The 22,404-nt window shown below is 59.0% G+C and carries 21 protein-coding genes; 17 read left to right on the top strand and 4 right to left on the bottom strand.

Annotated elements, in window-relative coordinates:
- Window positions 1–24: 24 nt before the first annotated feature.
- The 14 genes from rimO (at window position 25) to CVV65_RS08350 (ending at window position 14,415) form a co-directional block, all read left to right on the top strand.
- Window positions 25–1,353, top strand: a complete 1,329-nt coding sequence (rimO, locus tag CVV65_RS08415) for a 30S ribosomal protein S12 methylthiotransferase RimO (protein ID WP_100667743.1) — start codon at window positions 25–27, stop codon at window positions 1,351–1,353.
- On the top strand, window positions 1,354–1,935 hold the full coding sequence (gene pgsA / locus CVV65_RS08410; protein ID WP_100667742.1) for a CDP-diacylglycerol--glycerol-3-phosphate 3-phosphatidyltransferase: 582 nt from the start codon (window positions 1,354–1,356) through the stop codon (window positions 1,933–1,935).
- A gap of 44 nt (window positions 1,936–1,979) precedes the next feature.
- The gene (locus tag CVV65_RS08405) at window positions 1,980–3,251 is read left to right on the top strand and encodes a competence/damage-inducible protein A (protein WP_100667741.1); all 1,272 of its coding nucleotides are present in this window, start codon (window positions 1,980–1,982) and stop codon (window positions 3,249–3,251) included.
- A gap of 4 nt (window positions 3,252–3,255) precedes the next feature.
- A complete protein-coding gene (locus CVV65_RS08400; protein WP_100667740.1) occupies window positions 3,256–4,836 on the top strand; it encodes a DEAD/DEAH box helicase in 1,581 nt (526 codons plus the stop codon).
- A gap of 171 nt (window positions 4,837–5,007) precedes the next feature.
- Window positions 5,008–6,063: a recombinase RecA gene (gene recA, locus CVV65_RS08395; RefSeq protein WP_100667739.1), complete on the top strand. Its 1,056-nt coding sequence runs from the start codon at window positions 5,008–5,010 to the stop codon at window positions 6,061–6,063.
- Complete coding sequence (locus CVV65_RS08390) at window positions 6,056–6,541, top strand: regulatory protein RecX (protein WP_100667738.1); 486 nt, start codon at window positions 6,056–6,058, stop codon at window positions 6,539–6,541. The genes recA and CVV65_RS08390 overlap by 8 nt, the downstream gene beginning before the upstream one ends.
- 177 nt (window positions 6,542–6,718) lie before the next feature.
- A complete protein-coding gene (gene rny, locus CVV65_RS08385) occupies window positions 6,719–8,248 on the top strand; it encodes a ribonuclease Y (RefSeq protein ID WP_100669318.1) in 1,530 nt (509 codons plus the stop codon).
- A 44-nt stretch (window positions 8,249–8,292) separates the two neighbouring features.
- Window positions 8,293–9,105, top strand: coding sequence for a TIGR00282 family metallophosphoesterase (locus tag CVV65_RS08380; protein ID WP_100667737.1), 813 nt, complete (start codon window positions 8,293–8,295; stop codon window positions 9,103–9,105).
- A 127-nt stretch (window positions 9,106–9,232) separates the two neighbouring features.
- Entirely contained in the window at window positions 9,233–9,493 is a 261-nt protein-coding gene (gene spoVS, locus CVV65_RS08375; RefSeq protein WP_013075606.1) for a stage V sporulation protein SpoVS, read from the top strand.
- A 108-nt stretch (window positions 9,494–9,601) separates the two neighbouring features.
- Window positions 9,602–10,558, top strand: coding sequence for a dipeptidase (locus CVV65_RS08370; protein ID WP_157935442.1), 957 nt, complete (start codon window positions 9,602–9,604; stop codon window positions 10,556–10,558).
- A 233-nt stretch (window positions 10,559–10,791) separates the two neighbouring features.
- On the top strand, window positions 10,792–11,319 hold the full coding sequence (gene cotE, locus CVV65_RS08365; RefSeq protein WP_013075608.1) for an outer spore coat protein CotE: 528 nt from the start codon (window positions 10,792–10,794) through the stop codon (window positions 11,317–11,319).
- 36 nt (window positions 11,320–11,355) lie between these two features.
- On the top strand, window positions 11,356–12,687 hold the full coding sequence (locus CVV65_RS08360) for a YheC/YheD family endospore coat-associated protein (RefSeq protein WP_100667735.1): 1,332 nt from the start codon (window positions 11,356–11,358) through the stop codon (window positions 12,685–12,687).
- A 6-nt stretch (window positions 12,688–12,693) separates the two neighbouring features.
- On the top strand, window positions 12,694–14,061 hold the full coding sequence (locus CVV65_RS08355) for a YheC/YheD family endospore coat-associated protein (protein WP_100667734.1): 1,368 nt from the start codon (window positions 12,694–12,696) through the stop codon (window positions 14,059–14,061).
- Window positions 14,062–14,130: 69 nt separating this feature from the next.
- A complete protein-coding gene (locus tag CVV65_RS08350; RefSeq protein ID WP_100667733.1) occupies window positions 14,131–14,415 on the top strand; it encodes a hypothetical protein in 285 nt (94 codons plus the stop codon).
- A gap of 280 nt (window positions 14,416–14,695) precedes the next feature.
- Here the strand turns inward: CVV65_RS08350 and istB are convergent, their stop codons facing one another.
- Together istB and istA are read right to left on the bottom strand one after the other, a co-directional pair.
- Entirely contained in the window at window positions 14,696–15,454 is a 759-nt protein-coding gene (gene istB, locus CVV65_RS08345) for an IS21-like element helper ATPase IstB (protein WP_100666831.1), read from the bottom strand.
- Between the two features lie 15 nt (window positions 15,455–15,469).
- Window positions 15,470–16,924, bottom strand: coding sequence for an IS21 family transposase (gene istA / locus CVV65_RS08340; RefSeq protein ID WP_157935348.1), 1,455 nt, complete (start codon window positions 16,922–16,924; stop codon window positions 15,470–15,472).
- Window positions 16,925–17,034: 110 nt separating this feature from the next.
- Between istA and CVV65_RS08335 the strand changes: the two genes are divergently transcribed.
- From CVV65_RS08335 to CVV65_RS08325, 3 genes are read left to right on the top strand one after another with little or no spacing between them, the layout of a single operon-like run.
- Window positions 17,035–18,204, top strand: a complete 1,170-nt coding sequence (locus CVV65_RS08335) for a putative amidoligase domain-containing protein (protein ID WP_100667732.1) — start codon at window positions 17,035–17,037, stop codon at window positions 18,202–18,204.
- 27 nt (window positions 18,205–18,231) lie between these two features.
- Window positions 18,232–19,569, top strand: coding sequence for a YheC/YheD family endospore coat-associated protein (locus CVV65_RS08330; RefSeq protein WP_100667731.1), 1,338 nt, complete (start codon window positions 18,232–18,234; stop codon window positions 19,567–19,569).
- The gene (locus tag CVV65_RS08325) at window positions 19,566–20,693 is read left to right on the top strand and encodes a YheC/YheD family protein (protein ID WP_100667730.1); all 1,128 of its coding nucleotides are present in this window, start codon (window positions 19,566–19,568) and stop codon (window positions 20,691–20,693) included. Before CVV65_RS08330 ends, CVV65_RS08325 begins: the two co-directional genes overlap by 4 nt.
- Here the strand turns inward: CVV65_RS08325 and CVV65_RS08320 are convergent.
- The gene (locus CVV65_RS08320; RefSeq protein WP_100667729.1) at window positions 20,602–21,597 is read right to left on the bottom strand and encodes a phospholipase D-like domain-containing protein; all 996 of its coding nucleotides are present in this window, start codon (window positions 21,595–21,597) and stop codon (window positions 20,602–20,604) included. The two genes, CVV65_RS08325 and CVV65_RS08320, sit on opposite strands and share 92 nt — an antisense overlap.
- 257 nt (window positions 21,598–21,854) lie before the next feature.
- Window positions 21,855–22,223 (bottom strand): hypothetical protein, encoded by a 369-nt coding sequence (locus CVV65_RS08315; RefSeq protein ID WP_100667728.1) that lies wholly within the window; start codon window positions 22,221–22,223, stop codon window positions 21,855–21,857.
- Window positions 22,224–22,404 lie beyond the last annotated feature (181 nt).

The following is a 22,404-nucleotide window of genomic DNA, read 5'->3' as shown; positions in this document are numbered from 1 at the left end:
TCGACGGCGGTTGGAGGATTCGTAATGGGGCGTCGGATTGCGGTGGTCACCCTCGGGTGTGAAAAAAACCAGGTGGATTCCGAGGTGATGATGGGCCTCATGGAACGCTGGGGGTTTCACTTGGTCGCTGATCCCCAGGAGGCCGATGTCATCGTCGTGAATACCTGCGGGTTCGTCGACCAAGCCAAGGCCGAATCGGTGAACACGATCCTTCAGATGGCTCAGTATAAAGAAACCGGTCATTGTAAAGCCTTGGTGGTGGCCGGATGCCTCGCCCAGCGTTATCAGGAGGAACTCATGCGGGAGATTCCCGAGATTGACGGGATGCTTGGAACGGGCGAGTTTCACCGCGTCCCGGAAGTGGTGGAACAGGCTTTGGCGGGCAGGCACCCGATGCGATTTGGAAATCCTGTGTATCTCTATGACGAGGTCACTCCTCGAAAACGAATTGGTCTGCCGTATTCTACCTATGTAAAAATCGCCGAAGGATGTGACCACGGCTGCACTTTTTGTGCCATTCCCTTAATGCGCGGAAAGTTTCGCAGCCGCCCGATCCCGTCCATCGTTGAAGAGGCTCGGCGCCTGGCCGCGGATGGGGTTCGGGAGATCAGTCTGATTGCCCAAGACTCCACCCAGTACGGTTTGGACTTGTACGGTCGGCGAAGGTTGCCCGACCTGTTAACAGCCTTAAACGATGTGGATGGATTGCGGTGGATTCGCCTGCATTATGCGTACCCGGGTTATTTTACCGACGAGTTGATCGACGCGATGGCCGGGTTGCCCAAGGTGTGCAAGTACGTAGATTTGCCGCTGCAGCATTCAGAAGACGAGGTTCTTCGGGCCATGCATCGCCCGGGCCGAAAAAGTCAAGTTCGGAAGCTGTTGGAGCGGATTCGAACCCGCATACCGAACGTGGCGATACGCAGTTCGTTTATCGTGGGGTTTCCCGGGGAAACCGAAGAACAGTTTTTGCGGCTGGCTGATTTCGTAGAAGAGATGGCTTTTGACCGGATCGGAGTCTTTGCCTTCTCCCGGGAGGAAGGTACCCCTTCAGCTTCCATGGAAGGCCAGATTTCCGAAGCGGAAAAGGAGCGCCGGGCAGCCTGGTTGATGGAAGTGGGGCGAAAAGCCTCGGCGGCCCGTGGAGCGGCCCGGGTGGGCCAGGTGATCGATTGCCTGCTCGAACGTCAAGACGACCGGCGCCCGGATATCTGGATCGGTCGCTCCGAGTACGACGCTCCGGAGATCGACGGACAGGTTTTTGTGTCTGGTGTAAACGGGCGGCCCGGGGAATTCGTCAAAGTGCGAATCACCCATTCCTTCGATTTTGATCTGGCCGGGGAGGGCGTCTAGGTGAATCTGGCCAACCGCATCACCATCGCCCGCATTTTCCTGGTGCCGGTTGTCATGTTTTTCCTCTTGGTGCATTATAACTTCGGTCGAGTGTCGCTGGCGGGGCATGTGCTGACAGTCAATGAAATCGTGGCTGCGCTGATTTTTGTCGTCGCCGCAAGCACCGACGGGTTGGACGGGTACATTGCGCGAAAGCGAAGGATTGTCACGAACTTCGGGAAGTTCCTCGATCCCTTGGCGGACAAACTCCTGATTTCGGCGGTACTCATTTCCCTGGTGGAAATGCACCGGGTCGAAGCCTGGGAAGCGATCGTCATCATCAGCCGGGAATTCGCGGTGACGGGATTGCGGTTGGTGGCGGCAGCGGAAGGCACAGTCATCGCCGCAAGTCGGATGGGGAAGTTGAAAACGGTCACCCAGATCGTGGCGGTCGTCGCGTTAATGATGAACAATTTGCCTTTCGCGTACGTCGGCATTCCGGTGGCAGCCTGGATCATGTACCTGGCCGTACTGATCACTGTCATTTCCGGAATCGATTATTTCGTGAAGAATAGACATGTGATCGGGTTTGGGAAAACTTGAGCGAGCATGATGGGAAACTCGAATCACGAGGCGGGGGCAGCGGGATGAAGGCGGAAATCATCGCTGTGGGTACGGAACTCTTGCTGGGGCAGATTGCCAACACCAACGCCCGGTTCGTTTCGGAACAATTGGCTCTGGCGGGGGTTGGGGTATACTTCCACACAGTGGTGGGGGATAACCGGGGCAGGCTGTTGAGTGTGTTACAGACGGCCCGGCAGCGATCCGACCTCGTGATCTTGTGTGGCGGGTTGGGGCCGACCGAGGACGACTTGACCCGGGAGACGGTGGCGGAGTTTCTCGGGCGGCCTTTAGAGCTTCACCCGGAAGCGCTTCGTGCGGTGGAAGGGTATTTTTCTGGGTTGGGCCGGGACATGCCGGAAAACAATCGCCGCCAGGCCATGGTCATTCAGGGCGGGAACATGATTCCCAATCCCCGGGGAACGGCGCCGGGACAGTATGTGGAGGCGGAGGGGCGGCGGTACGTCCTTTTACCCGGCCCCCCCACGGAGTTAGAACCCATGGTCAGGGAATCGGTGATTCCGTTGGTGCAAACCTGGATGGGCGGGAACGAAACCATTCGTTCCCGGGTGCTTCGCCTTTACGGGATCGGCGAATCACACCTGGCGGAACGGATCGCCGATTTGTTGGCCGCCCAAGATAACCCGACGCTGGCCCCTTTGGCCGCCGAAGGGGAGGTCACTCTCCGGTTAACCGCCCGGGCTGCCTCGGAAAAAGAGGCGTGGGAGCGGATCGCGCCGCTGGAGGCAGAGCTGCGTCGGCGCTTGGGGCGATATATCTACGGCGTCGACGGGGAAACCCTGGAGGTGGCCGTAGGGCGAGTTTTACAAGCCCGAGGAATGACCGTTGCCACCGCGGAGAGCTGCACCGGCGGGCTCCTGGGAGAGATGATCACCAACGTTCCTGGGAGTTCCCGGTATTTTGTCGGCGGAGTGATATCGTATAGCAATGATGTGAAGAAAGCGGTTCTGGGCGTTTCCGGGGAGATCCTGGAACGGCTCGGAGCGGTGAGCGAACCGGTGGCCATCCAGATGGCTCAGGGAGTCGCCGAGCATCTCGGAGCGGACTGGGGAATTGGAATTACCGGGATCGCTGGGCCGGACGGCGGTACGGAGACAAAACCGGTGGGTTTGGTGTATATTGCGGTCCATCATCGGAATGCGGATTCTTGGGTAAAAGAATTTCGATTTCGTGGAGACCGCCGCCAAGTGCGCATTCGGGCCGCCAAAGCGGCGCTGTTCGCCCTGTGGCGAAAACTCGGGGCGATGGATGAAGGGTTAAGTCCTGCAGAAAGGTGAGAGAATGACAACATTTACTGATTTTCAATTGAGCCGAAGAGTGCAGCAAGCCATTGATGATATGGGATTCGAAGAACCTTCTCCGATTCAGGCAGCTTGTATTCCTCTGGTGTTGCAAGGAAAAGACGTCATTGGTCAAGCTCAGACGGGAACGGGGAAAACTGCGGCCTTCGGGGTGCCGATTATTGAGATGATGGGTACGGGTCGGCACGTTCAGGCCTTGATCCTCACTCCTACCCGGGAATTGGCGATCCAGGTGGCCGGGGAGTTGCGCAAAATCGCGAAGTATGCCAGAGTGAGGACGCTACCGATCTATGGCGGGCAATCCATTGGTCACCAGATTCGGGCGCTCCAGCAGGGCGTGGGAGTGGTCATTGGAACTCCCGGGCGGGTGTTGGACCATTTGCGCCGAGGCACCTTGAAGTTAGACAAAGTGCGCACCGTGGTTCTGGACGAAGCGGATGAGATGTTGGATATGGGGTTTATCGAAGATATTGAGGCGATTTTGAAGGAGACACCCCAGGAACGCCAAACGCTCTTGTTTTCGGCCACATTCCCCCACGAAGTGAAACAGTTGGCAGTCCGGTACATGAAAAATCCGGAGCACGTGACGGTCAACCGGGGGGAAATGACCGTCCCCCTGATTGATCAGATCTACTATAAAGTGCTGGAACGCAACAAGCTGGAAAGCTTGTGCCGGATCATCGACAGCGAGGACGTGTCGCTCGGCATCATTTTTTGCCGCACCAAGCGTGGGGTGGATGAGCTGACCGAGGCACTGCTGTCCCGGGGGTATCTCGTCGACGGACTTCACGGCGATTTGTCCCAGGCCCAGCGGGATCGGGTGATGAAAAAATTCCGCAATGGGGATATCGAGTTTCTGGTGGCCACGGATGTCGCGGCCCGGGGGATCGACGTGACCAATGTCACCCACGTGATTAACTATGACATTCCCCAGGATCCAGAATCGTATGTGCATCGGATCGGCCGGACGGGCAGGGCCGGTCGGCGGGGACTGGCCATTACCTTGGTCACGCCCAGGGAGTTCAAGTTGCTGAAACAGATTGAGAGGGAGACCAAAGCTCCCTTGGTGGGGCGGGAGGTCCCCACGTTGGCGGATGTGGCGGAACGGGTGGCTGAAAACTGGCGGGAGCGGTTGCGGCGCACGGTCCAGGAGGGCGGAATCGCCAATTACCGCGCCATTCTCGGCTCTCTCGTAGACGAGTTCGACCCGGTGGATCTGGCCGCCGCCGCTTTGAAGCTGGCCAGCGCCGACGATCTGCACACCGGTGAGGAGGAGGACTACGATTTTGGCGAGACCGGGGCATCCCCTGGCATGGTCCGCTTTTTCCTGAACATTGGACGCAGCGCCAATGTGGGACCCGGGGATCTTGTGCGGATGATTTCGGAGGAGACGGGCATCCCCGGTCAGGCGATCGGCAAGATCGACTTGTATGATCGGTTCGCCTTCGTCGAAGTGGAGGAGGAATCGGCACCCTTTGTATTCGAGGCGCTGCGCCAGGCGCGCATCAATGGACTTCGGGTGAACTTGGAACCGGCGCGCCCTCGAAGCCGCCGGGCCTGAAGGCCCGGGCGGTGGATCCCCGCCCCGGCGGGGATTTTTTTCGCCACAGATCTCAAACGAATGTTCGTGATGGTCAAGCTTTGCTATAATAAAGACGCACAAAGGTTAGCAGGAACGGACGGGCCCCGGGGCGAATTAGTCAAGCGAGAAGAAGGGAAGGAGTGGGCAGGGGTGGCGGATCGGAAGGCGGCACTGGACATGGCGCTGCGCCAGATTGAGAAACAATTCGGGAAAGGTTCGATTATGAAACTGGGAGAGGCCCAGGCGAGTATGAACGTCGAAGTGGTCTCTACCGGTGCTTTGGCGTTAGACATTGCTTTGGGGGTCGGTGGATTCCCCCGGGGGCGTGTGATCGAGATTTACGGTCCGGAGTCTTCGGGCAAGACGACGGTGGCTTTGCACGCCATCGCCGAGGTACAGAAGTTGGGCGGACAAGCGGCGTTTATCGATGCTGAGCACGCCTTGGACCCCGTGTATGCCCGCAATCTTGGCGTCAACATCGATGAGCTGTTGATTTCCCAACCGGATACGGGGGAACAAGCTCTGGAGATCGCCGAGGCTTTGGTGCGCAGCGGCGCAGTGGATATTATTGTGATTGACTCGGTGGCTGCGCTGGTTCCCAAAGCCGAACTGGAGGGGGACATGGGCGATTCCCACGTGGGTCTGCAGGCCAGACTCATGTCCCAAGCGTTGCGTAAGCTTTCCGGGGCGATTTCCAAGTCCCGGACGATCGCAATTTTTATCAACCAGATTCGGGAGAAAGTCGGCGTCATGTTCGGCAATCCCGAGACCACCACCGGTGGGCGGGCGCTGAAGTTTTACTCCTCAGTGCGCCTGGAAGTGCGGCGAGCAGAGGCCCTCAAACAAGGGAACGAACTGATCGGAAACCGGACTCGGATTAAGGTGGTAAAAAACAAGGTCGCCCCTCCTTTTAAACAAGCGGATGTGGACATCATGTTCGGGGAAGGAATCTCCCGGGAGGGCAGCATTGTCGATCTGGGAGTGGAGATGGATGTCATCGAAAAGAGCGGGGCTTGGTATTCCTTCGAAGGTGAGCGATTGGGCCAGGGCCGGGAAAACGCCAAACAATTTCTAAAGGAACACCCGGAGATCGCCGATCGTATCGAAGGAAAGATTCGCAGCCTGTGCCACGCCGAGGGCTCGGCGGGGGCCCGCCCCGCATCGGGCTTGATCGGGTCGGACGAAGGTGAGTTTTTCGATGAGTGAAACTACCGGCGAAGTCGAGGCGTGGAACCGCGCGCTCCAATATTTGGCGCGAAGGTCCCGGTCGGCAGCCCAGGTGAGAGAACATTTGCAAAGACAGGGCCATCCGGTTGAGGTGGTGGACCGGGTGATTGACCGCTTGCGGGAGCGAGGGTGGATCGACGACGTCGCCTACGCCCGGCGCTGGCTGGAGATACGCGTGGAGGCGGGCCGGACCAGCATCTGGCGAGCTCGGTGGGAATTGACCCGTCAGGGGGTCCGGGGCGAAGACATCGATCGAGCCCTGGCGGCCATGCCGAAAGACCGGGAAAAACAAGCGGCCATAAGGTGGTTGCGCCTTCACCGCCGCCGGCATCGGAACGACGACCTCACCACTTGGCGGGCCAAGGCGTATCGAGGGTTGATGCAGAACGGGTTTGACCGGGATCTGGCTTTTAGTCTGGTGGCATCCTGGGATGATGAGCAGATGGGCGGTAGTTGACAACTATTGACACACCCCGTACAATAGGTAATGCGTATGAGAAGTTTTCCGGTCTCTGCCGAACGCGGCGGCCGTAGCATACCGATCCGCACCCGGTACAAGGGATGGGTGCCGGCGTGTGTTCTGCGTCCATGCTCAGGTCCGTTATCCTGAGCAAAGGGGCGATGGATCGTGTGGATGTATGGGGTGTCTATCCTGGCCGCATTATTGATCGGGGCCGGGATTGGATATTGGATTCGCCGGGCTGTGGCTGAAGGAAAGGTCCGCACGGCTGAACAACGCGTTACAGACATGTTAGAGGAAGCGGGCCGGGAAGCGGAGCGCACCAGGAAGGAAGCGCTGATCGAGGCGAAGGAAGAAGCCCATCGAATTCGCTCGGAGGCGGAACGGGAGATTCGCGAACAGCGAACCGAGTTGCAGCGGCTGGAGCGGCGCCTTCTTCAGAAAGAGGAACACCTGGACCGAAAAACGGAGTCCGTGGAACGAAAGCTCGAGGCGGTAGCCCAGCGCGAGCGCGAGGTTGAACATCTCCGGGCGGAAGCGGAGCAGATGGTGCACCGGCAGATGGCGGAGTTGGAAAGAATCTCCGGCTTAACCCGGGAGCAGGCGAGGGAGACGATCCTGGGGAGCGTGGAGCGGGAGTGCCGCCACGACGCGGCCATCATGATCAAAGAGATTGAGCAACAAGCGCGCCACGAAGCGGAAAAGAAGGCCCGGGATATTGTGGTCACCGCGATCCAGCGCTTTGCCGCCGACCACGTCGCGGAAACCACCGTGTCGGTGGTCAACCTGCCCAATGACGAGATGAAAGGCCGGATTATCGGTCGCGAAGGGCGAAACATCCGGGCCCTGGAAACCCTGACGGGGATTGATCTGATCATCGACGATACCCCGGAAGCTGTGATTCTGTCGGGTTTTGATCCCATCCGGCGGGAGGTTGCCCGGGTGGCTCTTGAAAAACTGGTGGCGGACGGCCGCATTCATCCGGCCAGGATTGAAGAGATGGTGGAGAAAGCCCGTCGGGAAGTCGAAGAGCGGATTCGGGAAGAAGGGGAGCAGGCGGTGTTTGAAACCGGGGTGGCGGGCCTGCACCCCGATTTGGTGAAGATCCTCGGCCGGCTGAAGTACCGGACCAGCTATGGGCAGAATGTGCTGAAACACTCTGTAGAGGTTGCTCATCTGGCGGGTTTAATGGCAGCCGAACTCGGCCTTGACGTACAATTGGCGAAACGGGCCGGTTTATTGCACGATATCGGCAAGGCGATCACCCATGAAGTGGAAGGGTCCCATGTTGAGATCGGTCTGGATCTGGCCCGAAAGTATAAGGAGCATCCCGTGGTGCTCAACGCCATTGGAGCCCATCACGGAGACACGGAATACACCTCGGCGATCTCCATTCTGGTAGGGGCAGCGGATGCGATTTCCGCAGCGCGACCCGGGGCCCGGAGGGAAAGTCTGGACGTGTACATTAAGCGGCTGGAGCGCCTTGAGGAGATTGCGGAGTCCTTCGAAGGTGTGGAGAAGTCCTACGCCATTCAGGCCGGCAGAGAGATTCGTATTATCGTCAAACCTGAGCTGATCGACGACGCAGAATCGGTACGCATGGCTCGGGAGATATCCAAGCGCATTGAAAACGAGCTCGACTATCCTGGGCATATTAAAGTCACGGTGATCCGCGAGACCAGAGCCGTCGAATACGCAAAATAAGGTAGCCGTCAGGCTACCTTATTTTTTAGAGAGGATGTCACAGGGTGCGGATTCTATTTATCGGGGATATCGTGGGAAGCCCGGGAAGACAGGCTGTGGAGCGCTATCTTCCCCGGGTTCAGGACGTGGTCCAAGCGGATATCGTGATTGCAAACGGCGAGAATGTCGCGGACGGGCGGGGAATCACTCCCAATCTGGCCGAATGGTTGTTTGACCACGGAATCGACTTTATAACCATGGGAAATCACGTCTGGGACCACCCCAAGATTTTCGATTTCATCGATCAGGAGAAGCGCCTGGTTCGGCCCGCGAATTTTCGCCTGGCTCCCGGCCAGGGTTATGCGCTGTGTTCCGTTGGCGGCCGTCAGCTCGCCATTGTCAACGTATTGGGCCGGGCTTTCATGGGGGAATGGGACGATCCCCTGGCGGTCCTCTCCGCGGTACTGGAAGAAATCGCCGACCAGGCGACATGGATCGTGGTGGACGTGCATGCGGAAACCACGTCGGAAAAGCAGGCGCTTGCGTGGTATTTTGACGGCCGGGTCAGCGCGGTGGTGGGAACCCACACCCACGTGCAGACGGCGGACGAGCGAATTCTGCCAGGGGGCACGGGATATATCACCGACGTAGGAATGACCGGTCCCTTTAACGGCATCATCGGCATGAAAAAAGAGCCGATTCTCCATAAAATGATCACCCATCTGCCGGCGCGCTTTGAAGTGGCCGATGGGGATTGCCAGTTTTCGGCGGCGATCATCGATTGTGAAGACGAAAACGGACGCTGCGCGGCAATCCGCAGGGTGTTCATTACCCCCGACCATCCCTGGCCCGATGGGGCGGCCTTTGAACGCCCATGATCCGGGTCGGGTTTCCGGGAGAAGAATTTTTCGAATAATAGCCATTGAAAAAAGGAATTTCCTAAAGGAACCGCGAATATAAGTATCAATGTCCTTCTCAACCCAACAGCAAGGGAGGAACCTCACGATGGAAGTATTAAAAGTTTCAGCAAAATCCAACCCCAATTCTGTTGCCGGAGCCCTGGCCGGCGTATTGCGGGAACGCGGCGCGGCGGAAATCCAAGCGATTGGGGCCGGGGCCCTCAATCAAGCAGTGAAAGCCGTAGCGATCGCACGAGGATTCGTAGCGCCCAGTGGAATCGACTTGATTTGCATCCCCGCCTTCACCGATATTTTGATCGATGGGGAAGAGCGGACGGCGATCAAGTTGATCGTCGAACCTCGCTGAGGCACAGGGACCGACATCACCGATGTCAAGCTGATTATTGGACAACGCCTGTTTGCTCCTCTTGACAAACAGGCTTTTCGTTTGTTGGGATCGAGGGGGGAAAACCGGTTGGAGCGCAGAGTATGGGATGCCCATGCCGATGTGCTGTGGCGGATCGCCGCCGAGCGGGTAGATTTCTACGGGTCGACATCGTCCTTGGCAGCGGGTTGGCACCGCTTAGTGCAAGGTGGAGTCAAGGTTCTGGGGTTTCCCCTGTTTGTGCCCCCGGACCGCCCCGCCGCCGAAGGGTGGAACATGCTCCTCACCCAGGCGGCCTCCTTTCACGATCGAATCGTGGGGGATGGGGAGCGGGTACGTCCCCTTTTGTATCGGGAGGATGTGGCCCTGGCAGAGAAATCTCAGACGATATACGGCTTGTTGTGCCTCGAAGGGTGTTCCGCACTCGAGGGCAGTGTCGAGCGTCTCTCCCTGTGCATGCACCTCGGGGTGCGGGTAGTGGGACTGACGTGGAACGAGGCCAACGAGTTGGCCGATGGTGTCGGAGAACCCCGGGGGGGCGGGTTGACGGCTCTGGGGCGCCGCTTTGTTCGGGAGGTCTGGCAGCGGTCCGGCGTGGTGGATGTGGCTCATCTGGGCGAGGCGGCCTTTTGGGATGTCCTGCGGGAAGCCCGGGGGCCGGTGGTGTGCACCCATGCCGGGATAAAAGCGGTCTGGCCCCATCGCCGCAACCTGTCCGATGGCCAACTCAAAGCGTTGGCCGAACTCGGCGGCGTACTGGGCATAGCCTTTGTACCCGCGTTTCTCGGGCCCAAAGGGGGATTGGATGATCTTCTTCGGCACATCGAGCACGCTCTGGAGGTCGCCGGGGATCGCCATGTGGCCTTCGGATCGGATTTTGACGGGACCGACGAAGTCTTGGAAGGCATGGAGACCGCAGCCCAATATCCGGCCTTGGAGCGGGCCCTGAACGCCCGTTTCGGCGAGGAAACGGCCCGGCGATTATTGTGGGACAACTGGCGGGATCTCTTTGATCAGGCCCTGGCTCCGGGTCCCTCGGGAACGTGAGAACTTCCAGGCGCAGAGGGAGAAGAGCAAGGGACGCCGGTGGGTTGAAAAGAAAGGGGGCGCCGATCTCCGCGGAGGGATCGGCTTTTTTCGTGAGCACGGGGACCACCGGGCCGCAGCACCAAAGGCAGATGCCCCGCATAGAATTGGTACTAAACATGCGCCTGTTTTTACCGTCCTCACCAACCCCGGGCGTTGCAGAGAAGAACTTGGCATAAAGGGGAGGGAGTATCGTGGCAAGCACAGCGAGAGACGCAGGGTGCCGCGAGATCATTACCGATGCTGTGTGCGGTCGAGGCAGCCGGTATTCGCAAATGACGTACACGATTCATCCCACGAACCGACCGTCCACCATCGGGGGATGCTGGGTGATGAATCACACCTACGAGGGTCATTTGATCGGCGACTTGGTGGAAGTTCGAGGGAGAATGGACATCAATGTCTGGTATGCATACAACAACAACAGTGAAACCGCTGTGGCAAAAGACACCGTGTCTTATGTGGAGCAGATTCCCCTGCGGGATCTGGACCCCCACTGTCTGCAGGATCGCCGGGAAGTGATGGTCAAAGTTATTCAGCCGCCCCACTGCCTGGATGCTGTAATTGCCTCCGGCGGCACCGACATTGCCGTCCGGGTGGAAAAAGAGCTTGCAGCAGAAGTAATCGGACGCACGAAGTTGTTCGTGATGGTCTGCGAACCGCCGGGTAAAAAAGATGAAGATGAAGACCTGATCGAGGACGAAGCCGAGGAAATGGCGTGAGCCGGCGCGGGGTGGCGACGGGATGGGGTGTTGCCCATGGTGGAAGGGCCCTTGCGGATCGAATCCCTGGTACACACCCGGGACGTGATTTATGCCGCGGCGCCCCTGCTGCGTCGATATGGTATGCAGCAGGGGTCGTCCGTGCAGATCCGAGCCGGTTTGGGGCCAGTTTGTACAGTTCAGATTCGGTCCCACATTCTCGATCCGAATATCTTGTTGATGGCACGCCCCGTGTTGCGCCGGTTGGGCCTGCAGCGGGGCGACCGAATTCATGCAAAATGGGGCGGGACACAGCTCGAGCTCGGTCCCGTCGTTGCTTTATGGTTGCCGGTTCGCCGTCGATCGCCTACCCCCGCCTTTGGCGCCCAGACTGCTTGGGCTCGGGACGCCCTGGTTGGAGCCAGGGACATGGGCGTCCTCGCCTACGTACTCGATCCCCAATCGTCACCGGACAGCCTTCGGGCATGGGGGTGGTCCAGCAAAAACGGCTGGATACGACGACCGGGCCCCATACCCGATGCCCTGTGGAGGCGGGGAGAACGTTTGGGTCCTCCCCGTGGGTTACGAGAGGCCAAAGAGACGGGTCTCCTAAACCTTGCACCAGATATCGGGGATAAATGGAGAATCACAAAATTCCTCCTTTTACAAGGTTTCGGCGATCACATTCCCTGGACGCGGCCCATGTCTCTCCGCCGGGCGGAGGCCGCTCTTCTTCGCTTTGGCCGGGTTTACGCCAAACCCCGCCGGGGAAGCGGCGGCCGGGACCTCTTGCTGTTGGAGCGGCGGGGGGAAACGATTCGATGGTGTCGGTTCGACCCGAGCCCAGCCCAGGGCATGTGGACTATTCCGCTCCGCCTGTCGGATTGGCGCCGGGTGGCAGGGCACCGGGCTTACATCGTCCAAGAGGCCCGCATCCCCCTGACGGCTTTTGGACGCCCCGTGGATTTTCGCTGGTTCGTCCAACGCGGGGGATCCGGAGCTTGGGATGTCACCGCCGTGGTGGCACGTCTCGCTCCGGAGGAGGATGGCCCTACCAATGTCTCCTTAGGAGGGAAGGTTCTCCCCGTCGACGAAATCCTCCAGGATGGGGAACGGGAACGGGGAACTGCCCTGGCCTTATCGGTGGCTGAAGCAGTGGGCGAGTTGTTCCCCCACCTGGTGGAACTCGGGATGGATTTGTTGCTGGACAAGAGCGGTAAATGGTGGATATTGGATGTAAATCCACGTCCGGGTCGATCGACCCTGAAGCAAATCGACCCAGCCTTGCGCCAATTGTCAATTCGAAAGCCCTTCGAATATGTTAAATACGCAACTGGGTACATGACGGCGGATCTGGCCGAACAGAGAACCGGCCCATCGGAGGAGTGATGACCTGTGGCGCAGGTGACCCGTTTAATGGTGCACCGGGCGGACGGTTTACAGGGGATATTGACCGTTCCGGACACCCTGCTCGGTGGACGCCGGTCGGAGGTGACATTGCGACACGGTCACCATGAAACCATCGCCCGGCTCGTTCCGATGAAGGAAGCGAACGGGGTACACCTGGCCGGAGACATCTGGAAAAGGTTGTCTTTGCCTGATGAAAACGTGTTGGACGTCCATGTTCTGTGGGATGAAGCGGAAAACCTCCTACGGATCGGTCCACTTCTGGCCATCATGGCCCGAGTTCGCCGGAAAAAAGGGCAACTCACCGGGGCTCAGGCGCCAGTTTTTGAACGGCTGTCCGAGGCTGGACGGACGCTGGGCGTCTTAACCTACGTCTTTTCTCCCTTAGAAATTCAATGGACCAAGGGTACGGTCCGGGGAGTTTATTGGAATGACGAACGAAAATGGATCATGGGCACATTTCCCTTGCCGGATGTGGTTTACGATCAGGTGGTTTCTCGCAGATTTGAGGACCGCCCGGATGTCAAAGAATCCAGGAACAAACTCATCCGGCTTTTGTACCCGCGCTATTTTAACGCGGGTTTCTTTGACAAATGGACGATGTTCCAATGGCTCTCCGCCGATGACCGCACCCGCCGCCAACTCCCGGCTACCACTCTTTATCGGGCGCCAGGCCAAGGGACCCAATTTCTTGTGGAATGGGGAGACATTTACATGAAGCCGGCCCGTGGGAGTCTGGGGCAGGGGTTGGTCCGGGTGCAACTGGCGGTCAACGGGCAGGCCTTGTACCGCTGGCGTAAAGGTCCCGGGCGGACAGAGACGGGGGTCGCCAAGGATCCCCGGGCGTGGTTTGAACAGCATCATCGTTTCCTCCGTCGCCGGCGTTATATTCTACAACGAACGATCCCGATTCCTTCCCTCGAAGGCCGGGTGTGGGACGTTCGGGCATTGATGCAAAAAGACGAGTCCCGGGCCTGGAAGCGCACCAAAATGTTCGTGCGCATCTCACATCCCGGGGAGGTCGCTTCCAATCTGGCCGCCGGGGGGCGGGCGGAGCGTGTAGAAAAAGTGCTGTCTCACATGGCTTTGGGTCTTTCGGCGGAGCGAGGGTTGGTGCGGCGGTTGACTCGCACGGCGCACAACGTGGCGCAAGTGGTGGAGGAGAGCTCGGGCCTCCAATTGGGGGAGATGGGTGTGGATCTCGGGGTGGACGACCGCGGCGGTGTTTGGATTATCGAGGTGAATGCAAAGCCGTGGAAATCGCCGGATACCGACGAAGGCGATGAACGGCTGCTCGAGAGATCGTTTCTCCGCCCAGTCGCTTACGCAAAATCTCTCGCCGGGTTTTCTCCCTGACGGCCGTCGATAGGGCGGCCGGCGTTTTGGGCCGGAATGTCCGGCGGACGTGGGAAAGGGGGGAACCGCGTGCCAGTCACCGTTATCCACACCGGCCAGGCTTCGGCAAAACGGCTAGAACGGCTATTGTCACAGAGGTTTGAAGACCGGGAGTCTGTCCGGGAGCCCGACGTGACCATTCGATGGGGCCTGACCGATGTTCCGGACCCTCCGGGAGTCGTCCTGAACGGTCGCCAGGCTTTGGCCGACGCTTCGGTGCGGGAACGGATATGGACGCTGTTGGCCCGCTACGGCATTCATACCCCAAAGGAGTCCCCGGAATCGGAGATCCGGCGGTTGTTGATCGTCAAGTAGAATTGACCCCGGTTTGGCACTGAATTTTGACCCCCCTCAGAAAACGGAAGTCATTGCTTGCCATGTCGTGTCGTCACTCAGGGTTCATCGTCGTCGGCCGTTGTCCCAACGGGCCGAGTGTATCGGCCCTGGCCGCTCCGTCAAGGGACGCTTCGCTCGCCCAAGGGCGCCCTTGACCTCGCGGCTGCGGGCCGATGGGGGGCCCTTAGGGGACAACGGCCACGTGTGCGTGTCGCACACGCACGGACAACATGGGGTACCAAGTCCGCCGGGCTGGTGATTAGGCGGAGGCATCGGCCTTGAGCTTGTCCTTCATCCGGTAACTGTGACCCTGAATGTGAAAAATGTGACTGTGATGCACCAGACGATCAATGATGGCGGCAGAAGCAATTGTATCGCCAAACACCTTGTCCCACTCGTCAAAAGGCATGTTGGTCGTCAGGATGATTGATCCCGTCTCATAGCGCTTGCTGACGAGCTGGAAAAAGAGGTTCGCCCGTTGCTTGTCCATGGGCATGTAGCCCAACTCGTCGATGATCAGCAGGTGGTAGCGGCTCAGCGACGCCAGCTTTTGGGGCGTGGAACGATCCGCTAAACTGGCATACAAGAGATCCGCCAGTTCAGAGGCGGTGAAAAACGCGACCCGGAGTCTGGCCGTGCACGCTTTGACCCCAAGGGCAATCGCTAAGTGCGTTTTTCCAACCCCTGGAGGACCTAGGAAAATAACGTTTTCTTTTCGGTGGATAAAGCCGAGTTCTCCCAATTCCCGAATCTCCGCGGCATGGAGCGAAGGTTGAAACGAGAAATCGAACTCCTCCAATGTACAGATCCGCGGGAATCGCGCCAGATGAATCTTCGTGGCAATGGACCGGTTGGTCTTCTGCAACACTTCCGCTTCCACGAGCCGCGTGAGAAAAGCTTGGTAAGTCAGCTTCATTTTCACCGCGTTCTCAATTTCCCGTTCCACCACCTCCCGCATATACGGCAGTTGGAGCGTTTTGAGATGTTGTTTCAGGGTCTCCATCGCATCTTCGGTCACGGGAACTCCCCCTTGTTAATGCAACAGTTGACTGTAGTAGGACAACGGGCGAATGGTGTCGGCGCGCCGAGATAACGCCTGGACCTCGACGTTTCTCGAAGAGGCGGCCGGTTTTGTCGGGTAGTTGGCCAGCAGTTTCAACACGACCTTCTCGTCCGTGGCTCCGTAAGCCAAGGCCTCCTTCAGGGCCATTTCAATAGACTCGTCGCTATAGGTGCTGCGCATGTCCAGGATGCGGGCGGCATGGTACCGAGCGTTGTGGGCATACCGACGGGTGAGCCCTTGGTAGAATGCCGCACCGCTGGGAAACACCTCGCAGAATCGCTGACGAACCGAGACACGCTCCCGGTGAGGCGCCTGGTGTTCGGGCAGCGTGTGGATCGAGCCGGTGTCTCTCGATTTGACGTGCCGACACAAGAAGGTGCCGTCTGGGCCGTACATCTCGACATATGCCCCCCTGGGTTGCGTCACCCACACCTCCCGGCCGAGGTAGGAGGGCGGGACCGAGTATTCCACGTGATCGACGGAGATGTATCCGTCTCTGCTGACGCGGCGCAAGACGCGCACACTGTCGACATACCTGCGCTCGGGGAGGGGCCGTAAAGCCGCCCGGTCCGCCTCAAACCGCTCCAACGGGGTTTGTCCCAACCGGCGGTGCACCCGCTGATTCTCCGATTCGTCAAAGGACTTCCCTTGGGTAATGAGGTCCTCAAAGTCTTTGAACTCCGTCCCTTTGAGGAAATGCTGTTCCAGCATATAGAAGGCCCGTTCCACTTTCCCCTTCGTTTGGGCGCGGTACGGGGCGCATGCATACGGGTCCATCCGGTACAGTCCCATGACCTTGAGAAATTCCGGGTGGTACCGTACAGCTCCATCCGGCCGATGATCCACGACCATTTGACCGGCATTGTCGATCAGCACCCTCTCAGGCACACCGCCAAAGTGGCGAATCCCGCACTCCAGAGCTTCCAGGACCGTCTCCAGCGTTTGATTCAGCGCAAAGTGCGTGTATCGCATTCGACTATAACTGAGAATGTAACGGTACGCGTATACCTTGACCTCCTTGCCTCCTATCTTTACTGAGTACTCCGACCAGTCGAACTGGGCTTGTTCACCTGGAGCCGTCTCCATCCGCTGAACCCGCACTTCGGTGTGCGGCTGTTCTTTCTTCAGCCGCTGCAGACACCGGTGAACCGCAGAAAGTGAACCTTGGTACCCCATCTTCTGCAACTCCGCATAGATTCGTGTTCCGATCAATTGTTTTTCCACGTACATCTGTCGAATGTGCTCCAGGAATGGGTCTGTTGCCCGAGCCGACGGCTTCTTTCGCACATACTTGGGTGGATCGTCTCCCCGCAAGGCACGACGCACAGTGTTGCGCGAAATTCCCAGTTGCCGCGCAATCGCCTTAATACTGACACCGCGGGCATGGAGTGCTCGAATCGCAGTCCAATCCTCGATAGAGATCAACCCTTTCTCCCCCGCTCCCACTCAGATTAGTAGGAGCGTACCAGTCTATCTGGTGGGGGTCAATTTTCACTGACGATCTGGGGTCCATTTTCAGTGTATATCAACAGCGGTTGAATCTGATCCGCCAATACCGAATTCCGGTTCTCGACCACGCGATCCTGTCTTGTTTTCGCTCGGAAGACCGCAATATCTGGCTGAACAAGCGACTGAGCCGAATCCGGGATGATTATGTGGAAATCCCGGAGGATGCGGACCGAGAGACCATTCGCGCCTGCCGGCTGGCGCTGCGAGCCACCCATGCCCTTGGGTTGGATTTTGGCCTGGTGAGCCTGGGGGTTGGTCCAAAGGGGCGCCTGTTCGTACTGGACGTATCACCTACCCCGGTCTTGACCGGCCGGCTTCTAGACCTGTTCAAGAATGGAATTGCGCGGTATGTAGAAACTCTCGCCAGGCCCCGGGGTTCGGCTCGATTGATGTTGGGGGCGGACCTGGAGTTTATGCTTCGGGGCAAGACGGGCAAAATCGTGCCGGCGTCCCGTTATTTTCCACGAAAGGGCGAAGTGGGATGCGACGATCGCACACTGCATGGAGATGCCAGTCTTTTACCTTTGGCGGAAATTCGACCGCCGGCTGCCACCTCGCCGCTGAGACTCGTCGAACATATCCGGAGTGCATTGACGGAAGCCGCCCAGCTGTGCCCTTCGCGAAAAATTAAGTGGGTGGCGGGATCGATGCCCTTTCGGGGTTTTCCCATCGGCGGGCATATTCATTTCAGCGGGGTGGCGCCCGGAAGCCGATTGGTGCGCATGCTCGACACCTATGTCGGCCTTCCGGTGGCTTTGCTGGAAGAACCTCTCACCGCCCGGGTGCGCCGGCAAAAATACGGGTTTCTCGGGGATATCCGACGAAAACCCCACGGTGGGTTCGAGTATCGGACGCCGGGCAGTTGGCTCGTCTCCCCGGAAATCTCCACCGCCGTGTTATGTCTCGCCGACATCGCGGCTCGGGAGTTCGAGCATTTCACCGAATGGCCTTTCCTCGACCCAGAGGTTCAAGAAGCCTTTTACACGGGAAATCGTTCCGTTCTGAAGCCGGTATTTTTTTCGGTGTGGGAGCACTTAAAACGTTCTTCCCTATTCGAGACCTATGAAGATTATCTGTCGGTCATTCCTTGGATGATTGAGCAAGATCTGACATGGGATGAATCAGTGGACATCCGAGAAACGTGGGATATTTCGATACCAAAACGAAAGGCCCGGGCTAGGGCCGCGGCTCGATGACGGGATCGGAAAAAGGAGGGGGCAGGTATGGGGCATGCGGATTCGGTGATCGTCACGCTCCCGCTCCCGTGGGCACGGGAACTCGGGATCGCCCCTGGGGAGATGACCCAGTTGCGATTCGGCCACTGGCGGGGGCCGGCCCAGGTCGATTATGCCCGCAACCCAGGCAACTCCGTCGAGGTGATATGGAACTGGCCGGATACCCAGGAACGGATCCCCATTCCTTCCCACCATAAGCCCCGGCAAGTTCGAGGGGTTCTGGATCTTGGCCCGGTTCTGGCGGTCCTCATCGGGGCCAAGGCCGGGGACGTGGGCCAGCGGCGAATTCCGCGGTGGGCGCCTTCGCTGTTCCGGGCGGGAAATCAAAAGGGCATGCCGGTCTACGTGTGTTATGCCGATGAAATCGACTGGCAGTACGGCCGGGTTCGGGGCGGGCGGAGGTGGAGACCAGGCACAGGGGTGGATTGGCAGTGGTGGCCCCTGCCCGATGTGATCTATAATCGGGTTCCTCACCGGTGGGAGGAAGATCTGGCACCGGTGAAACAGGTGAAAACCGAAGCCGAGCAACGGGGCATCGCGGTGTTTAATTCCGGTTTCTTAGACAAATGGAGCACGTTTCGAATCCTCCACCGCGTTTCCCACCTTCGTCGATTCCTGCCGCGGACTGAACGAATGGGGGATCCGGGAGCGATCGCCGCTTGGGTGCAGGCCGGTCGAGCGTTTTTTGCAAAACCCGTTCATGGAAGTTTGGGAGAGGGGCTGGTTTTTTGCGAACCCCTTCCCGACGGTTGGCGAGTCGGTACCCAACAGGAAGGCCGGGTCCAGCGGGCCGTGGTAAGCCAGGAACGGTTGATTCATAAATTAACTGCTCTTACCAGTCGCCGGGCGTATTTGCTCCAGGAGAAAATCGAGTTAAAAACTTATCACGGGCGGAAAGTGGATTTCCGCGTGCACCTGCAAAAGGACCGCCACGGGCGCTGGAGGATGGTGGCCGCTGCGGGGAAAGGGGCGCATCCCGAGGCGCTGTCCACCCACGTGCGGTTTGGCGGGACGGTCTGGCCCGCAGAGGAAATACTCAGTCATTGGTTCGCTCATGACAGCGATACCTGGCTGAATCGCTTCTCTGACGTAGGGTGTGCGGTGGCCCGGAGCCTGGAACGGGTTGTGGGAGGGAATTTCGGCGAAATGGGACTTGACATGGGAATTTGTACGGAAGGTCGCCTGTGGATGTTCGAAGCCAACGCCAAACCCGGACATCATATTTTCCATCATCCGGAATTGAAAGGCCGACGCACGCAGTGGGCACAAATGGTCATCGACTATGCCTCCAGGTGGAGCCGGAGCCCGAGGGGGATGACCGAATGAAACTGGCCGTTCTCCTCTGGGAAAGGCACCGGCGGCCCCTCGGCAATCTCCGGCTGTGTCGGGAACTCGCCGTAGCCGGAGAAAAACGCGGCTGGGAAATATCTGTCGTCACTCCTGGGGGTCTGTTGCACTCCTCACATTGGGAGTATCGGTGGAACGGAACAAAGTGGGTAATGCGGTCGTTTCGAGGGGCGGACGCCGTGTATAACCGGGTGCCCCATCGCCGCTTTGAGGCGCAGCCATCTTTTTTTTCGGCATTGGAACAATTGCGCCTGTGGGGCATCCCGGGGTGGAATCCGGGATTTTTCTCGAAGGATCAAGTGATCCGGAGTTGGCTGGCCCGTCCGGATCTAGCCAAGCGGGTTCCCGGGACCCAACTGGACTTTGAGCCTTACCAGTTAATGTCGGAAGGAGATCGCTGGCTCCTGAAACCCTGCGACGGCCGGGCAGGAGAGGGGATCATTGAAGTCCATCGGGTATCCCAGAATACCTGGGCCTGGCGTTGGCAGCGCCGCGGTAGAGTGAGCAAAGATCGGGGAAGCCTGGAGCGGTGCTCCGCGTTTGTACGTCGCTACACCCGGGGAAGACACTATCTCGCCCAACGCCAAATCGCTCTCGCGACCTGGCGGGGACATCCCTTTGACTTTCGCACCCTTTGGCAAAAAGATTCGGCAGGGCGCTGGCGCCTCAGAGGGGTCGGAGCCCGGGCGGCGGGACGGGATCGCATGACCACGCACGTCCCCTGGGGAGGCCGCATTGCTCATCCCCATCAGGCTCTCGAAGATTCCTTCGGTACCCGGGCGGAAGAAATCCTGGATGAAGTCCTCAAGACAGCGGCTTCCGCAGTTGCGCAGCTCGATCGGTCCCGGGCGGGACGACTTGGTGAAATGAGCATCGATCTCGGATGCGACCGGGAGGGGAACGTGTGGCTGTTTGAAGCCAACGCCAAACCCATGCGCTTTGATGAGCCGGAGATCCACCCGGCTTACCTCGACGGAGTTTTTGAAACCGCACGTTGGGCCAAGGGGCATCTCACCGGACTCGGCGAATCTGAAGGTGCCAATCGTCCACCAGTTTCCGGGCGGCCTGCGGCGCGCGGAGTGCCACGATCCATTCGTGATTGACCTCAAACGCCCTCCGGGTCCAATTGGCACTGCCGATAACGAGGATATCTTGATCGATCACCGCAGCTTTCGCATGGAGTCGTTCCCCGGCGCTTCGGTACAAATGCACATCGGCCCCATCCTGGAGAAGACGGCGTTGTGCCACCGCCCGATCGGGCTGGCGGGGATCGAGGAGGACGTGCACCCCCACGCCCCTTCGGGCCGCCTCCCCCAGTGCTGCGAGCAAGGATTCATCGTTAAAGTCGAACATCTCCACATAGATCGAAGAGCGGGCTTCTGAGATCAGGGCGAGCAGCAGGTTCCGAGCGGGTTTTCCGGAATAGGTCCAAGAACCGGCCTCGTCCCGGTGGCCGATCCGTCCCGACCAGTCCCGGTCGAGGTGACTCTTGGACTCCTGGCAGACGGGGTGCTGGGGGTCGCCGATCCACAAGGCAAAATCGTGGTTTGCCCAGGATCCGGGACCCCAGTTGACGCTGCCGATAACGCATCCGCCGTCGGTGACGAGAATCTTGGCGTGATCAATTCCGCCGGACACTTCCGCTTTTCGAAGCTGGACACCGGTCCCTTTGAGAAGTTGCGCGGCCTGCCGGCTGTGAGGTTCACTGGCATCCACGATGACCCTCACCGAAACGCCCCGGGCGGCGGCCTCAGCTAGTGCGGTCACCACGGCGGGGTCTCCGAGCTCATACATTTCGACGTCCACGGATCCTTTGGCGCCGTGGATGGCTCGAATCACGACATCCCGCAATTGCTCTCCCGGCAGTAACTGGGGGGGAGAACCCTGGGTGCCGCAGCCCGGCAAAAGAAATAAGATCATGAGACCCACTAGGGCTGCGACAAGAAGCCGTGGCAAGCGGACTGGGGGCAGTCGGCGGGATCTTCGGAGGAAAAGCTCCCGGTTCACGCGTCGGCCTCCTTCCCAGAGGGGGCATAATCGGCCGATCGCCACATAAAGTAGGAATGTGCCTCGACGTCTTTCTCGCTGTGCCGACTTCCTCCGGGAAGTCGGTTTTTTTGTCGGCCGCTCCCTCTCCCGGAATCATTGGTGAAAAGTCGACAATCCCCTTTGTTTGAACAGCAAGTCCCGGATTTAACGGATAAAAAGGTGCAGGACACGCCTGCACCCTCCCATACCGACACGCTTCGAAGTGTCAGGTTTCCTTACCAGAGGAGTAAAGCGAAGGCCAGCAACCAGGCCCAGGCTATCCACCACCACCACCAGCCGCCGTACCACCATCCGTATCCCGGAGCAACCCACCCTACGGGCTCAGCGTTCAGATAGGTGTCGACGGGCCGGGCCAACGCATGACGAATCTGATGCAACTGTTTGACATCTCCCCCGGACACCGGAGCGCTGGCCCAAGCCTGGGCGAAGGCAAACCGGGGAGCATAGTGACGCGGCACGCTGACCAGAACACCGTGAGGAGAGACCCGACGAATAATGCCGCGGTGCCTGCCCCAGGGTGTGCGGAAGTCCATCCACCGGCCCACATGTCGGCTGCAGACGGCGTACGCTTGAGCAGCAGCCATTCCAAGCACCTCCTTCCGTCGTCCTCTAATAAGAAATGTGGCAGAGAACGCTGCGGCAACGGACAACTGTACGGAAGGCACGGCAGCCTAGTCCCATTCGCCGTTTGGTGCGCCTGCGGCGCCAAGTCCAGGCCGGCCCGGTCAGATGCGGGGCGGTGTCAAATATGGTATGATAAAGACA

Origin of the sequence: Kyrpidia spormannii, assembly GCF_002804065.1 — a bacterium.
Taxonomy (GTDB): Bacteria; Bacillota; Bacilli; order Kyrpidiales; family Kyrpidiaceae; genus Kyrpidia; species Kyrpidia spormannii.
This window is presented reverse-complemented; position numbering and strand designations above follow the sequence as displayed.